Origin of the sequence: Kribbella sp. CCNWLW201 (assembly GCF_037203805.1) — a bacterium.
Classification (GTDB): Bacteria; Actinomycetota; Actinomycetes; order Propionibacteriales; family Kribbellaceae; genus Kribbella.
In genome coordinates, this window is sequence record NZ_JBBCBQ010000004.1 from 379,314 (window position 1) to 393,593 (window position 14,280).

Genomic DNA, 14,280 nt, shown 5'->3' on the forward strand with positions numbered 1-14,280 from the left:
CCCCGCCCCGCGCCGCCCCGCGCTGGTTGGTGGTGGCGCCGCCCCCGGGCCCCCCCCCCCGCCCCCCCCACTCCTCACACTCGGCACGGTGGCTTCAGTGGCGGGGGGAGGGGCCGGCACGGTGGCTTCAGTGGCGGGGGGAGGGGCCGGCGCGGTGGCTTCAGTGGCGGGGGGAGGGGCGCGGCGCGGTGGCTTCAGTGGTGGGGGGAGGGGCGCGGCGCGGTGGCTTCAGTGGTGGGGTGGGGGAGGGGTGCGGGCCTCGGCGGTGGTACGGCGGGAACTGTCCGCAGGGTGCGGAACGGGGAGAAGTAGAGGAAAGCTGTGCCGGCGAGCGACGCCAGGCTGGCGATCCACAGGGTGGCGTGCAGTCCGAAGACGGTGCCGAGTACTCCGCAAACAGGCTGCCCAGTGGTGCGGCGCCCCAGCCGACGAAGCTCATCGTGGCGCTGACCCGGCCCTGCAGCTCCGGTGGGCACACCCGTTGCCGGGCGCTCACCTGCAGGATGTAGCTGACGATCATGCAGAACCCGGCCAGCAGAGTCGCCACCACGAACCAGCTCACCTGCCAGCCCGGTCCGGTCAGTGCCTGCAGTGTGAAGGCCACGCCGATACCGGTCGACGACACGAGCAGTGTGCGCGCATCGCCGTACCGGCTGCTCATCTTCTCTGTCACGTGCGCCGGCCAGGCCGATCATGCTCAGTACGCCGATCGTGCTCGGCCGCAGGTGGATCTCGCGGACCAGGATCACGATCATCACCGCTCCGGCCGCGGCCTGGAACAGCATCGTGGTCGCGGTGTTCAGCGCGATCGGCCGCAGGAGTGGGTGCCGGAAGACGTAGCGCGTGCCGTCAGCGATCTCTCGCCGCAGGTTCGGCTGCTCCGGTCTGGCCGGCTTGCCGAGCAGTAGCCAGGCGGCTGACTGAGCAGGGTTGAGTCGATCCGACCCAAGTCTCGGCTCAGGGTTCGCTCAGGGTTAAAAGTGTCGAAACTGTCGGCCGGCTCCGACAGGATGGGTGGCCTGCGTCACATCCAGAAGGGGGACGTGCGGCATGGCTGCAATCGAGGCGACTGGCCTCGTGAAGACATTCAAGTCCAGGAAGAACACGGTCAAGGCACTCGACGGGATCGACCTCGAGGTGCCAGAGGGGAGCGTGCTCGGCCTGCTCGGGCCGAACGGTGCGGGGAAGACGACGACGGTCCGGATCCTCACCACGCTGATGGCGCCGGACGAGGGGTCGGCCCGGGTGCTCGGGCACGACGTGACGAAGGAAGCCGACACGGTTCGCTCGCTGGTCGGTCTGTCCGGTCAGTACACAGCAGTCGACGAGCTGCTCACCGGCCGGGAGAACCTTTGGATGTTCGGCCGGCTGTACCGGCTGAGCAGTGAGCAGGCGAAGCAACGAGCGGACGAGTTGCTGGAGATCTTCGACCTGACCGAGGCCGCGGACCGGATCCTGAAGACCTATTCGGGCGGCATGCGGCGCCGGCTGGACCTGGCCGGTTCGTTGATCGCCCATCCCAAGGTGCTGTTCCTCGACGAGCCGACCACCGGGCTCGACCCGCGTAGTCGCCTCGACCTGTGGCAGATCATCCGCGACCGGGTCAGCGAGGGGGTGACGATCCTGCTGACCACGCAGTACCTGGAAGAAGCCGACGAGTTGGCCGACAGCATCGCGGTGGTCGACCACGGTTCGGTCATCGCTCGCGGTACGGCGGACGAGCTCAAGGCCAAGGTGGGTGGTGAGCGAATCGAGGTCGTCATACACGATCCCGACGAGACCTACCGGGCGCTCGAGCTGCTCACCGGTGCGCTCGGCATCACCGACCCGGACGCGACCACGGTGGACAAGCACAGCCGGCGGATCACCGTGCCGGCGCCGGGCGGATCGAGTTCGCTGGTCGACGTGATCCGCACCCTCGACGGGGCCGCGATCCGGATCGCCGACATCGGGCTGCGGCGGCCGACGCTGGACGACGTGTTCCTCACCCTGACCGGGCGCGAGGCCGAAGCGAAGGAGCAGGTATGAGCACGGTTGACCGTCCGACGCGGGTGAACCCGATCGGCCGGGCGGTGTCGGACGCGGGTGTGCTGGCCTGGCGGAGCCTGAAGCGGGTCCCGCGGACGCCGGACATGCTGGTCTACGCGACCATCCAGCCGATCATGTTCGTGCTGCTGTTCGCCTACGTGTTCGGCAACGCGATCCCGATCCCCGGCTTCCCGGGGGCGCGGGCGTACCGCGAGTTCCTGATGTCCGGGATCTTCGCCCAGACGATGGCGTTCGCGGTCGCGTCGGCCAGTGTCGGGCTGTCCGACGACATGTCGAAGGGGCTGATCGACCGGTTCCGGTCGTTGCCGATGGCACGATCCGGCGTGATTGCCGGGCGGGTGATCGGCGACCTGGTCTTCAACGCCTTCGTGATGGTCGTGATGGTGCTCTGCGGGTTCATCGTCGGCTGGCGCTGGCACAACGGGTTCGGGCAGGCGCTGGCCGCGTTCGGGATCCTGTTGCTGTTCGCGTTCGCGATGCTGTGGGTCGGCGCGCTGATCGGCCTGTCCGTCGGCGGACCCGAGGTGGCGGCCTCGGCCGGATTGATCTGGCTCTTCCCGCTCACCTTCCTGTCCAACGCCTTCGTTCCCACGCCGAACCTGCCCGGCGGTCTGCAACCGGTCGCGGAGTGGAACCCGATCTCCGCCATCGTTGCCGCCTGCCGTCATCTCTTCGGCAACCCGTCGCCGTTCGCCAGTCCTGACAGCTTCCCCGCTCAGCATCCGGTGCTGCTCTCGCTGATCTGGTGCGCCGTCATCATCGCGGTCTTCGCCCCGCTGGCAGTCCGCAAGTACCGCAGCGCGACCACGCACTGAGTCCGTCACCTCGGCGGCCGGACCTCCGGGTCCGGCCGCCGCGTCATGCCTGAGCCATTGACAAGATTTATACGCCGTGCAAATACTTCGAACTGTGTTAAAGAAACCGGCGGCGAACTGGCGGGAGGCGCGGCGGGAGAGTGCCCGGGCCGCGGTGCTGACCGCCGCCTGGGAGCTGGTGCGTGAGGAGGGACTGGCCGCGTTGTCGTTGCGTGAGCTCGCGCGACGGGCCGGTATCACCACGCCGACGGTGTACGCGTACTTCGAGTCCAAGAACGCCATCCTGGACGCGATGTTCGCGCAGGCGGCGCAGGCGTTCCTCGACCTGAAGGCGTCGCTGCCGGTGACGGACGACCCGCAGCAGGACCTGTTGACCGAGGCGCGCGCCTTCGTCACGTTCTGCGTGTCCGACGTACCCCGGTATCAGTTGTTGTTCCAGCACTCGGTGCCCGGCTTCACGCCGTCGGCCGAGTCCTATGAGTTGGCGGTCAGGGCGCTCGACGTCACCCGCGAACTCCTCGCAAGCAACGGCGTGCACGATCCGCGGCACCTCGACATCTTGACGGCCGTGACCACCGGCCTCGTCGACCAGCAGGTCTCCAACGACCCTGGTGGCGACCGGTGGACCCGTCTGACCGAGGACGTCATCCTGATGTTCCTCGCTCAGTTCGCGAGCGAGAACGCCAGTGAATCAAGGGGGAAACCATGACCAGCGTGACCAAGCCCAAACTCCACCACCTCGCCCTGACCGTGACCGACCTGGACTCGAGCGTCCAGTGGTACGGCGAAGTGTTCGGTGTGCAACCCGTGCTCGACGTACCGCATCAGGGCGGTGTCGGCCGCATCCTGGCCGACGCGGACCGGCAGCTGATGATCGCCCTGCACCACCACGACACCAACGACGGTGCCCTGTGCAAGGAAACCGTCACCGGCCTCGACCACGCCGGCTTCGCCGTCGGCACCCGAGCCGACCTCGAGGAATGGCAGGACCACCTGGAGGCGCACGGCGTGGTCCGCGCCGACACCGCCGACAAGCCGCTCACCCAGTCCCCGATCGCCGACGAGCCCTACGCATCCGTCCTCGTCTTCCGCGACCAGGACAACATCCAACTAGAACTCTTCGCCCCAGCCCACCACTAGATCCAGTACGGCGTCCCGCGTGTCACTCGGCGTACAGCCGAGGGTCGCCCCACGCGGCGGCGCCGGCACCGGAGCAACTGCCTTTGCTGGTGACCAGGACGGCTTCCAGTTCGAGCGCGTCGGCGTGATCGAGGTTCACCTGCAGCGGGTGTGCCTGGTACTTGCCGAGGACAACGGGCTTGGTCGCCGTCCGGCTCGTCCCGTCGGTGATGTACGCGGTGAACTTGACCTTCAGCGTGGGATCGGGCGACTTGTCGGTCAGCCCGATCACCGCGTTGAAGCGGGTGTACTTGCGTTCGAGGTTCCAGGTTGCCGAGAGGGTCCGGCTGCAGGTCCCGATGGTGCGATAGAGCCCGTCGCCGAACGGCTGTGCGTGGATCGCGAAGGAGCCCTTGGTGAAGTAGCCGGTGATCGGCCGGATCTCCGCGAGGCTGTCGCCGGCGGTGTCGGTGCCGGTGGTCTCGCCGCTGCCTGCGGTGGTCCCCGCACCCGTCGTCGTCGGTGAGGGCGTCACCGTGACCGTCGTGGTGCTCGCCGGGCCGGGCACGGTCGCGGTGACCGTCGTGGTCGGCGGCGAGACGATCGCGTCGAGGTTGCCCTCGCGGGCGGCCCAGACCGTCGCCACCGCTCCGATCAGCGCGCTCACCAGCGCGCCGATGACCGTCACCAGCAACGGATGAGCCAGTCGGCCCGGACGGTTCCCATCACTGCTGTCGGACATGGTTGCGGCACTTCCCCCCGAGCAGCCCCGCGCCGCTCTACTCCTGCTTGATCGTCACCTGCGTACATCCGTTACAGGACGCGACGACGCGTACGACGGTGTGCAGCGGGCGGACCGTCGTACGGGGGAATGAGAAGCGCCCCGGTGGTTGTCCACCGGGGCGCCTGAGCTTGGTGGAGTCAGCCGGTGAAAGGTTCGGCGGCGACGATCTCAACGGTCACATCCTTGCCGTTGGGCGCCTCGTAGGTCGCCTTGTCGCCCTTCTTCTTCCCGAGGATCGCGGATCCCAGCGGGGACTGCGGCGAGTACACGTCGATGTCGACCGACGCGTCCAGGGCGAGCAGTTCGCGGGAGCCGAGCAGGAACGTCTCGACGTCGTCGTCGCCGGCGAACTTGATCGACACCTTCATCCCCGGCCCGATCTTCGCGCCGGCCTTCGGGGTCTCGCCGACCCGGGCCCGTCGCAGCATGTCCTCCAGTTGCCGGATCCGTGCCTCGATCTTGCCCTGCTCGTCCTTGGCGGCGTGGTAGCCGCCGTTCTCCTTGAGGTCGCCCTCGTCCCTGGCCTCGCTGATGCGCTGGGTGATCTCGGCACGGGCGGGGCCCTTGAGGTGCTCGAGCTCGGCCTTCAGCTGGTCGTAACCGTCCTGCGTCAGCCAGACAACGCTGTCCTCTTCGATCCTTTGCGTCACGGGCTGCTCCTTGTGTCGGTGGGATGGGCAGAAAATGCTTCTGGCCGCCGTCGTCGACGGCGACCAATCCACTGAGCGTAGCAAGTTACGGCCCGGAACCCCACAGTTCCTTGCCTCTTCAAGCACGGGGAAACCGCTTGCCCGGTGGTTTTCCCACATCCTGGGCCGTTCGACGGCAATCGGTTGCCATCAGGCGCCCGGAGTGCTCCTGACCTGCGCTTTTCGGTACGGCGTCCGTTGTCAGTGCGGTCGTGGACTGTCCGCGGTCGTGCAGCCGACGAGGACCACGGACGTGGCCGCGCGCTGGGTGGTGAGGGTGGCCGGCAACGACTGCTTCCGCGGGGAATCGGCCGGCACGGTGATGGTCAGCTCGCCGACGATCGAGAAGTCGGCAGCCTTGGCCTGCAACCGGCAACTGGCCTCGACGGACTTGGTCCGGTCGACCTGGATCGTCGCCTTCGCCGAGGTCGGCGAGGTGATCTCGTAACCCAGCAGCCGCGACGTCACCGGCGGGTTCGACCCCGCCAGCGCGGCCCACAGCAACCAGGCCAGCCCGGCCGCGGCCACTACGGCCACCACCCCGATGATCAACGGCCGCCGGGACCGTCCGCCCCGCCCGTACCGGGCGTCGAGGTCTGCTGTCGGGCTGTTGGGTGATGACTCAGTCAACGGGGGTCCAGGGGGTCGGTCGTAGGGGTGGGCCGGTGTTGGAGGACCATTGTGTCTTGTGAGTGGAGATCTTCGGTTGCTGCATGTGCATGCCCACCCTGATGACGAGTCGAGCAAGGGAGCCGCGTCGACGGCCCGGTACGTCGCCGAAGGCGTCGAGGTCCTGGTGGCCACGTGTACCGGTGGCGAACGCGGATCGATCCTGAATCCGAAGATGGACCGGCCGGACGTGCTCGAGAACATCTCCGAGATCCGCCGCAAGGAGATGGACGCGGCCCGGGAGATCCTCGGCATCCGGCAGGAATGGCTGGGCTGGGTCGACTCCGGCTTCCCCGAGGGTGACCCGGTGCCGCCGCTGCCGGAAGGCTGCTTCGCCGCGCAGAAGGTGGAGGACGCGGCCGCGCCGCTGGTGAAGCTGATCCGCGAGTTCCGTCCCCAGGTCGTCACGACGTACGACGAGAACGGCGGCTACCCGCACCCGGACCACGTGATGTGCCACCAGATCACCGTCGCCGCGTTCGAGGCGGCCGGTGACAAGGACGCCTACCCGGAGCTCGGCGAGCCGTGGCAGCCGCTGAAGCTCTACTACCACCACACGTTCCACTACGAGCGGATGAAGGCGCTGCACGACGGGATGATCGCGCGCGGCCTGGAGTCGCCGTACGCCGAACGCCTGAAGGACTGGAAGCCGGACCCGGAGAACGAGCGCCGGATCACCACCCGGGTCGAGTGCGCGCAGTACTTCGGCACCCGGGACAAGGCCCTGCTGGCGCATGCCACCCAGATCGATCCGGACGGCGCGTGGTTCGCCGTACCGCTGGAGGTGCACCAGCAAGCCTGGCCGACCGAGGACTACGAGCTGGCCCGGAGTCTGGTCGAGTCCGAACTGCCCGAGGACGACCTGTTCGCGGGGCTCCGCTGACGGCGGGCGACGACAGTGAGAGACTGGTGGCGTGACAGCGATGACCTTCCTTGCGACGGCCGAGATCGACCCGAACTCGGTGCGCCCCGGCTGGGTCGCGCTGCTGATCGTGCTGGCACTCGGTGCCGCCACGGTGCTGTTGATGCGCAACATGGGCAAGCAGTTGAAGAAGATCGACTTCGACGACGATTCTGCGGCCGGCCCAGCACCGTCCGGCGGCCCAGCGAGCACGGACAGCTCAGCGGCCCCGGCTGGCGATGCCGAGCCGAAGGCGACGGACGGCCCGACGACGACTGACGCGTCGACAGAGAGTGACGCGAAGGCGCACTCGCAGCACTGAAGGCTGCCGATCGGCCGGCACCCTCATCACGAGATGGTGTCGGACTGGGCAGCCCACCTCCGGCTGACCCTATAGTGAGCGCGTGTTCAATCGTGCCGAGGGCGGGATCGCTCTGTGACCGCGACCCGCGCCGCCCGGCACCGCATGCCCGGACGGCTGGTCGCGGGTGGCGCCGGAGCGGTCGTCATCGCCTCACTCGCGCTGGCGGCGACCCTGTTCGCGGCCGACAGTGAGCCCCGGGACATCGGTGGAATCGGCGGTCCCAGTCTGTTCGTCGGCTGGCTGCTGCCGGTCTTCCGGCTGATCTCCATGCTCGCGACCGTCGGTTGCGCGGGTGCTCTGCTGGCGGCCGTCGTACTGCTCCGGATCGAGGGCGGACCGCTCGGCATCCAGGGCCGGCGGGCGGTGCGGGACGCCAGCAACTCGGCGATCATCTGGGCGATCTGCGCGTTCGCCGGTGCGGTCGTCACCGCCGCGATCCTGCTCGACACCCCAGTCAATTTGCTCCGGCTCCGGCTGGACGACGCCCTCGGCGTACCGGAGGTCAAGGCGCTGCTGATCACCGGCATCCTCGTGGTCGCGCTGGCCATCGGCATCCGCCGGGTCCAGACCTCGTCGGCGGCCGGGCTCGGCGTGATCGTTGCCATCACCGCCCTGATCCCGACCGCGGTCACGGCGTACCCGCGGAACGAGTCGTACGTCGTCCTCGCCGGAACAGCCCTGGTCTTCCACGTCATCGCGGCGACCAGCTGGATCGGCGGACTCGCAGGCCTGGTCCGGTACGGGCGGGCGAGTCGCAGCGGACTCCCGATCGTGCTCGAGCGGTTCAACCAGGTCGCGCTCATCTCGTCGATCGCCGTACTCCTGAGCGGCCTGATCAGTGCGGCCGGCCGACTCGCGGCAAAGGGCGGCGGCTGGGAAGCGATCCCCGACGCCCTCACCGAAGACTCGTACGGTGCACTCCTGCTGGCCAAGCTGGCCGCCTTCGTGATCCTGATCATCGCCAGTTGGCTGCACCGCCGCCGTGCCACCGGCGACCTGGTCGAGAGCGGCCGCGGCTTCTGGCAGATCGTCGGCTTCGAGCTCTTCGTCATGGCTCTCACCCTGGGCCTGTCGGTCGCCCTCTCCCAGACCGCCTAACGTGGGGGTATGGCGCCCGTCAACGAGCTAGGCCGAAGCACCAGTCCCTATCTGCGGCAGCATGCGGACAACCCGGTGGCTTGGCGGGAGTGGTCCGACGCGGCGTTCCGGGAGGCGCGGGAGCGGGACGTGCCGGTGTTCCTGTCGGTCGGGTACTCGGCCTGTCACTGGTGTCACGTGATGGCGCACGAGTCGTTCGAGGACGAGGGTACGGCGGCCTACCTGAACGAGCACTTCGTCAGTATCAAGGTGGATCGCGAGGAGCGTCCGGACGTGGACGCGATCTACATGGCGGCCACGGTGGCGATGACCGGTCACGGCGGCTGGCCGATGTCGGTGTTCCTGACCCCGGACGCCGAGCCGTTCTTCTGCGGCACCTACTTCCCGTCCGAGCCGCGCAGCGGGATGGCGTCCTTCCGGCAGGTGCTCGAGTCGCTGATCGATGCCTGGCGGACGAAGCGCGACCAGATCGACGGCATCGGCCGCCGGGTGGTCGAGCAGTTGGGAGCTCAGCAGACTGAGCAGGGCGGGGCGATGGACCTCGACCGGGCGGCCGCGCTGCTGAAGGTCGACTTCGATCCCGTCGACGCCGGCTTCGGCGCCGCGCCGAAGTTCCCGCCGTCGATGGTGCTCGACTTCCTGCTGCGCCACCATCGCCGCACCGGTTCCGAGGACGCCCTGGCCATGGTCGCGGCGACCTGCGAGCGGATGGCCCGCGGCGGTATGTACGACCAGCTGGCCGGCGGCTTCGCGCGGTACTCTGTCGACGGCCAGTGGGTCGTCCCGCACTTCGAGAAGATGCTGTATGACAACGCCCTCCTGCTCGACGTCTACACGCACTGGTGGACGGTGAGCCGGAACCCTCTCGCGAAACGGATCGCCGAGGAGACCGCCGACTTCCTCCTCGCCGAGCTCCGCACCGCCGAGGGCGGCTTCGCCTCCGCGCTCGACGCCGACACGGAAGGGGAGGAGGGCAAGTACTACGTCTGGACACCGGAACAGCTCCACGAAGCGCTGACCGACGACGACGCCAAGTGGGTCATCGACCTCTGCGTCGTCACCGGCACCTTCGAGCAAGGCTCCTCGGTCCTCCAGCTCCGTCAGGACCCCAACGACCCCGATCGCTGGCAGCGCATCCGCTCGACGTTGCTCTCAACAAGGAGCCGGCGAACTTACCCCGGCCGCGACGACAAAGTGGTCGCCGCCTGGAACGGTCTCGCCATCACCGCGCTGGCCCGGGCCGGCGTGATCCTGGAGAAGCCCGCGTACGTCGAGGCGGCAGCCCAGGCGGCCAGATTGGTCCGGGATGTCCACCTCGACGACACCGGACGGCTGCATCGGACCTCCCGCGACGGCAAGGTCGGGACGGCCCACGGTGTGCTCGAGGACTATGCGGCGTACGCCCAGGCCTGTCTCACTCTTTTAGGTGTCACCGGCAACATCGAGTGGTTCGAGACCGCGCAACGCCTGCTGGACCGGACCCTCGAGCAGTTTGTTGCTGACGGCTCCTACTTCGACACGGCGGCCGATGCCGAGGAGCTGGTCTGGCGTCCGCAGGACCCGACCGACAACGCCAGCCCGTCCGGCGTGAGCCTAGCCGCCGAGGCCTTCACCACGCTGGCCAGCCTGACCGGATCAGTCCGGTATGAGAGCGCGGCAGAGCAGGCACTGAAGGCGTCCGCGACCATCGCCGCTCGTGCGCCCCGGTTCGCCGGCCGGGCCCTCGCCGTTGCCGAGACGGTTGCCTCCGGCCCACTCGAGATCGCGATCGTCGGTGCGTCCCCGGAGTTGATCAGGACCGCGCTGACCAGTGCTCCCTGGGGTACGGCGATCGTCCACGGCGAGCCGGGTCTCGCCGTACCGCTGATGGAGGGCCGTGGCCTGGTGGGTGACCGCCCGGCGGCGTACGTGTGTCAGAAGTTCACCTGCCGGCTGCCGGTCGTGTTGCCGGAAGACCTTCGCCGGGAGTTGACGCCGTCGAACTGACAACGACGGCGGTGCGGGTTTTCCCTGCGGTTTCGCGAGAATCCCTTGACTCGGGGCCCGGTGGGGACGAGAGTCCTCCCTCAGTCGGATGTAACAGATCTCGCATGTCCTGACACGCAGTGTCACAAATGAGGCAGTGGCACTGATGGGTCAGACATCCGGCGTCCCCAACTGAATTTGGTCGCTGCGCCCAAACAGCGACCACACCGTGAGGAGATGTTGTCTTGAAACGACTGACATCAGCAGGGGCGGTGGCCATCGCAGCGGCAGCAGGACTTGCCGCGGCGATCACCGGCTCACCCGCGGGAGCCGCTGATCGTGCGGCTCCGCTCCCGGCATCCGGCTTCAACCAGCCGGCCGCCGTTCAGGCCGAACAGGCGCTGACCGCGCAGACGGCCGCAGCTCTCGGACTGGCGAGTGGTGAGGTACTCAAGGTCCGTGACGTCGTGAAGGACCCGGACGGCACCGAGTACGTTCGCTACGACCGCACCTACAACGGCCTGCCGGTCGTCGGTGGCGACCTGATCGTCAAGCGCAAGGGCGCGACGGTCGGCCAGGTGACCTACAACCGCGGCGCGAAGTCCGTCGGTGTCGCGACCAAGCCGACTCTGTCCCAGTCGGCCGCGCTGTCCAAGGCCGCCAAGATGGCCGAGTTCAAGCCCACCGCCAACAAAGGCTCGCTGGTCGTCTTCGTCACCCCGACCAAGCCCGTGCTCGCCTATGAGGTCGTCACCACCGGCGTGAAGGCGGACCAGACCCCGTCGGTGCTGCACTCCTTCATCGACGCGAAGACCGGCGCCCTGCTGGATCAGGACGACGAGGTCAAGACCGGTACCGGTAACTCGCTCTACTCCGGCACCGTCAGCATCGGCACCTCGGGCAGCTACTCGATGAGCGACCCGAGCCGCGGTGGCAACTACACGACCGACCTCAACGGCGCCACCTCCGGCACCGGTACGACGTTCACCGACCCCGACGACACCTGGGGCAACGGCACCACGTCGAACCGCCAGACCGCCGGTGTGGACGCGCACTACGGTTCCCAGCTGACCTGGGACTACTACAAGAACGTTCACGGCCGCAACGGCATCTGGAACAACGGCCAGGGTGCGCGGTCGCGGGTGCACTACGGCAACGCGTACGTGAACGCGTTCTGGGACGGCACCCAGATGACGTACGGCGACGGCTCCGGCAACACCCGGCCGCTGACGAGCATCGACGTGGCCGGCCACGAGATGAGCCACGGTGTCACCGAGGCGACCGCCAACCTGAACTACTCCGGTGACGCGGGCGGCCTGAACGAATCGACCTCGGACATCTTCGGTACGGCGGTGGAGTTCTCCGCGAACAACTCGTCCGACCCGGGTGACTACCTGATCGGCGAGAAGATCAACATCAACGGCAACAACACGCCGCTGCGCTACATGGACAAGCCGTCGAAGGACGGCCGCAGCGTGGACTGCTGGTCGACCAGCACCGGTGGGATGGACCCGCACTACTCGTCCGGCCCGCTGAACCACTGGTTCTACCTGGCCTCCGAGGGCACCGGCAGCAAGGTGATCGGGGGAGTGACGCACAGCAGCACCGCCTGCAACGGCGCCACCATCGTCGGTGTCGGCCGCGACGTCGCCGCCAAGGTCTGGTACCGCACGCTGAGCACCAAGCTCAGCTCGGGCAGCACCTACCGCGACGCCCGCGAAGGTGCGATCAACTCGGCCAAGGAGCTGTACGGCGCCGACTCGGCCCAGTGCAAGGGCATCGAGGCCGCGTTCAACGGCATCTCCGTCCCGGCCGGTGCGGCTGCCTGCGGTGGCGGAACCGAGCCGCCGCCCACCGGTAGCAACCTGCTGCTGAACCCGGGCTTCGAGTCCGGTGCGGTGAACTGGACCGGTACTGCCGGCCCGATCACCAACAACACCGGGCGTCCGGCCCGCACCGGCACCTGGAAGCTGTGGCTGGGTGGCAACGGCACCACCTCGACCGAGAACATCGCGCAGTCCGTCGCCATCCCGGCGTCGGCGACCAGTGCGACGCTCTCGTTCTGGATCCGGATCGACACCGCAGAGACCACCACCTCGACCGTGTACGACACCGCCAGGATCCAGATCGTCGACGGTTCGACCACGACGACGCTGGCGACGTACTCGAACCTGAACAAGAACACCACCTACACGCAGAAGACCTTCAACGTCACCGCCTACAAGGGCAAGACGATCTCGGTGAAGTTCCTGATGAACGAGGACTCGTCGCTGCAGACCAGCTTCGTGGTCGACGACACCTCGCTGACCGCGGGCTGATCCAGCCGCGGTGATCCGTCCGGGGCGCGCGCGGCCTCCGCCCAGGCTCGCGCGCCCCGGATTCCTTTGTTTGAGGCCAAAGGAGCTCCGCCCATGCGAAAGTCCCTGTACTCCGGTCTCGGCGTCGTCCTCGTCGCCGGCGCATTGCTTGTCCCAGGCAACGTTGCCGGCGCGGTCGAGTCGCCGGACATCTCCGTCACCAACACCAAGGCGCATCTCGACCAGTTCCAGTCGATCGCCACCAGCAACGGCGGCAACCGCTACACCGGCCGCCCCGGTTACAAGGCCTCCGCCGACTGGGTGAAGGCCAAGCTCGACGCAGCCGGCTACACGACCGTGCTGCAGTCCTTCTCCACCTCGGCCGGTACGTCGTACAACGTCATCGCCGAATGGCCGCACGGCGACGCGAACCACGTCGTGATGGCCGGCTCACACCTGGACTCGGTCAGCTCCGGTCCGGGGATCAACGACAACGGCTCAGGCAGCGCCGGCGTACTCGAAACCGCCCTCGCTTACGCTGCCAGCGGCCAGACGCCCCGGAACCGGATCAGGTTCGGCTTCTGGGGTGCCGAGGAACTCGGTCTGCTCGGCTCGAAGTACTACGTCAACAACCTTCCCGCGGCCGACCGCGACAAGATCGAGCTGTACCTGAACTTCGACATGATCGCGTCGCCGAACCCGGGCTACTTCGTGTACGACGACAATCCGGCGGGCAACGGCGCCCGTGACGATCTGGTCGCGTACTTCACCAGCAAGAGCGTGCAGACCGAGTTCATCGACGTCCAGGGCCGGTCCGACCACGCGGCCTTCCGGTCGCTCGGCATCCCGACCGCGGGCACGTTCTCCGGCGCCGAGGGGACGAAGACGTCCGCCCAGGCGGCCAAGTGGGGAGGTACGGCGGGTCAGGCCTTCGACCCGTGCTACCACCGCTCCTGCGACACCATCAACAACCTCGACCTGACCTCGCTGGACCGCCAGATCGATGCCATCGGCCACATGATCTGGAACTACGCCCAGAAGGACTACAGCGGGGGCCCGCCGCCGACCGGGGACAACCTGCTCCAGAACCCGGGCTTCGAATCGGGTGCGGTGAACTGGACCGGGACCACCGGGGTGATCACCAACAGCACGTCACGGCCGGCGCACGGCGGCAGCTACAAGGCGTGGCTGCAGGGCAACGGCCGGACCACGACCGAGAACCTCGGCCAGTCGGTGGCGATCCCGTCCACCGCGACCGCGGCATCCCTGTCGCTGTGGATCCGGATCGACACCGCGGAGACGACCACCTCGACCGTCTACGACACGGTGAAGGTGCAGATCGTCGACGGATCCACGGTCACCACGCTGGCGACGTACTCGAATCTGAACAAGAACACGTCGTACGTCCAGAAGACCCTGAACGTCCTTGCCTACAAGGGAAAGACGGTCACGGTCAGGTTCCTCGGCCAGGAGGACTCGTCGTTGCAGACAAGCTTCGTGATCGACGACGTCGCGGTGACCACGAGCTGA

General features: G+C 67.9%; 15 protein-coding genes. 11 read left to right on the forward strand and 4 right to left on the reverse strand.

Features of this window, described 5'->3' with window-relative positions; all coding sequences use genetic code 11:
* Positions 1-160 precede the first annotated feature (160 nt).
* Entirely contained in the window at positions 161-673 is a 513-nt protein-coding gene (locus V9K99_RS20435; RefSeq protein WP_337012564.1) for a hypothetical protein, read from the reverse strand.
* Between the two features lie 20 nt (positions 674-693).
* On the opposite strand from V9K99_RS20435, the gene V9K99_RS20440 reads away from it, so the two are divergent.
* The 5 genes from V9K99_RS20440 to V9K99_RS20460 all read left to right on the forward strand — a co-directional run bounded on the left by V9K99_RS20440 (position 694) and on the right by V9K99_RS20460 (position 4,004).
* The gene (locus V9K99_RS20440; RefSeq protein WP_337012563.1) at positions 694-840 is read left to right on the forward strand and encodes a hypothetical protein; all 147 of its coding nucleotides are present in this window, start codon (positions 694-696) and stop codon (positions 838-840) included.
* Between the two features lie 210 nt (positions 841-1,050).
* Positions 1,051-2,028 (forward strand): ATP-binding cassette domain-containing protein, encoded by a 978-nt coding sequence (locus V9K99_RS20445; protein WP_337012561.1) that lies wholly within the window; start codon positions 1,051-1,053, stop codon positions 2,026-2,028.
* On the forward strand, positions 2,025-2,864 hold the full coding sequence (locus tag V9K99_RS20450) for an ABC transporter permease (protein WP_337012559.1): 840 nt from the start codon (positions 2,025-2,027) through the stop codon (positions 2,862-2,864). Before V9K99_RS20445 ends, V9K99_RS20450 begins: the two co-directional genes overlap by 4 nt.
* Before the next feature lie 94 nt (positions 2,865-2,958).
* Complete coding sequence (locus V9K99_RS20455) at positions 2,959-3,573, forward strand: TetR/AcrR family transcriptional regulator (protein WP_337007482.1); 615 nt, start codon at positions 2,959-2,961, stop codon at positions 3,571-3,573.
* Positions 3,570-4,004, forward strand: coding sequence for a VOC family protein (locus tag V9K99_RS20460; RefSeq protein ID WP_337007481.1), 435 nt, complete (start codon positions 3,570-3,572; stop codon positions 4,002-4,004). Before V9K99_RS20455 ends, V9K99_RS20460 begins: the two co-directional genes overlap by 4 nt.
* A gap of 22 nt (positions 4,005-4,026) precedes the next feature.
* Here the strand turns inward: V9K99_RS20460 and V9K99_RS20465 are convergent, their stop codons facing one another.
* The 3 genes from V9K99_RS20465 to V9K99_RS20475 all read right to left on the reverse strand — a co-directional run bounded on the left by V9K99_RS20465 (position 4,027) and on the right by V9K99_RS20475 (position 6,086).
* A complete protein-coding gene (locus V9K99_RS20465; RefSeq protein ID WP_337007479.1) occupies positions 4,027-4,725 on the reverse strand; it encodes an NPCBM/NEW2 domain-containing protein in 699 nt (232 codons plus the stop codon).
* A 179-nt stretch (positions 4,726-4,904) separates the two neighbouring features.
* Entirely contained in the window at positions 4,905-5,417 is a 513-nt protein-coding gene (gene greA, locus V9K99_RS20470) for a transcription elongation factor GreA (RefSeq protein ID WP_337007477.1), read from the reverse strand.
* A gap of 240 nt (positions 5,418-5,657) precedes the next feature.
* A complete protein-coding gene (locus V9K99_RS20475; protein WP_337007475.1) occupies positions 5,658-6,086 on the reverse strand; it encodes a DUF4307 domain-containing protein in 429 nt (142 codons plus the stop codon).
* Positions 6,087-6,144: 58 nt separating this feature from the next.
* Between V9K99_RS20475 and mca the strand changes: the two genes are divergently transcribed.
* The 6 genes from mca to V9K99_RS20505 all read left to right on the forward strand — a co-directional run bounded on the left by mca (position 6,145) and on the right by V9K99_RS20505 (position 14,280).
* Complete coding sequence (mca, locus tag V9K99_RS20480; RefSeq protein ID WP_337007473.1) at positions 6,145-7,008, forward strand: mycothiol conjugate amidase Mca; 864 nt, start codon at positions 6,145-6,147, stop codon at positions 7,006-7,008.
* Positions 7,009-7,039: 31 nt separating this feature from the next.
* Positions 7,040-7,348: a hypothetical protein gene (locus tag V9K99_RS20485; protein ID WP_337007471.1), complete on the forward strand. Its 309-nt coding sequence runs from the start codon at positions 7,040-7,042 to the stop codon at positions 7,346-7,348.
* Between the two features lie 114 nt (positions 7,349-7,462).
* On the forward strand, positions 7,463-8,488 hold the full coding sequence (locus V9K99_RS20490) for a CopD family protein (protein WP_337007469.1): 1,026 nt from the start codon (positions 7,463-7,465) through the stop codon (positions 8,486-8,488).
* A gap of 9 nt (positions 8,489-8,497) precedes the next feature.
* On the forward strand, positions 8,498-10,474 hold the full coding sequence (locus tag V9K99_RS20495; protein ID WP_337007467.1) for a thioredoxin domain-containing protein: 1,977 nt from the start codon (positions 8,498-8,500) through the stop codon (positions 10,472-10,474).
* 251 nt (positions 10,475-10,725) lie between these two features.
* On the forward strand, positions 10,726-12,771 hold the full coding sequence (locus V9K99_RS20500; RefSeq protein WP_337007465.1) for a M4 family metallopeptidase: 2,046 nt from the start codon (positions 10,726-10,728) through the stop codon (positions 12,769-12,771).
* Between the two features lie 93 nt (positions 12,772-12,864).
* Positions 12,865-14,280, forward strand: a complete 1,416-nt coding sequence (locus V9K99_RS20505) for a M28 family metallopeptidase (protein WP_337007463.1) — start codon at positions 12,865-12,867, stop codon at positions 14,278-14,280.

Excerpts from the sequence above, each read along its gene's own strand:
- V9K99_RS20440 (WP_337012563.1), top strand. The coding sequence starts at position 694 with ATGCTCAGTACGCCGATCGTGCTCGGCCGCAGGTGGATCTCGCGGACC.
- V9K99_RS20445 (WP_337012561.1), top strand. The coding sequence starts at position 1,051 with ATGGCTGCAATCGAGGCGACTGGCCTCGTGAAGACATTCAAGTCCAGG.
- V9K99_RS20450 (WP_337012559.1), top strand. The coding sequence starts at position 2,025 with ATGAGCACGGTTGACCGTCCGACGCGGGTGAACCCGATCGGCCGGGCG.
- V9K99_RS20460 (WP_337007481.1), top strand. The coding sequence starts at position 3,570 with ATGACCAGCGTGACCAAGCCCAAACTCCACCACCTCGCCCTGACCGTG.
- V9K99_RS20465 (WP_337007479.1), bottom strand. The coding sequence starts at position 4,725 with ATGTCCGACAGCAGTGATGGGAACCGTCCGGGCCGACTGGCTCATCCG.
- V9K99_RS20495 (WP_337007467.1), top strand. The coding sequence starts at position 8,498 with ATGGCGCCCGTCAACGAGCTAGGCCGAAGCACCAGTCCCTATCTGCGG.
- V9K99_RS20505 (WP_337007463.1), top strand. The coding sequence starts at position 12,865 with ATGCGAAAGTCCCTGTACTCCGGTCTCGGCGTCGTCCTCGTCGCCGGC.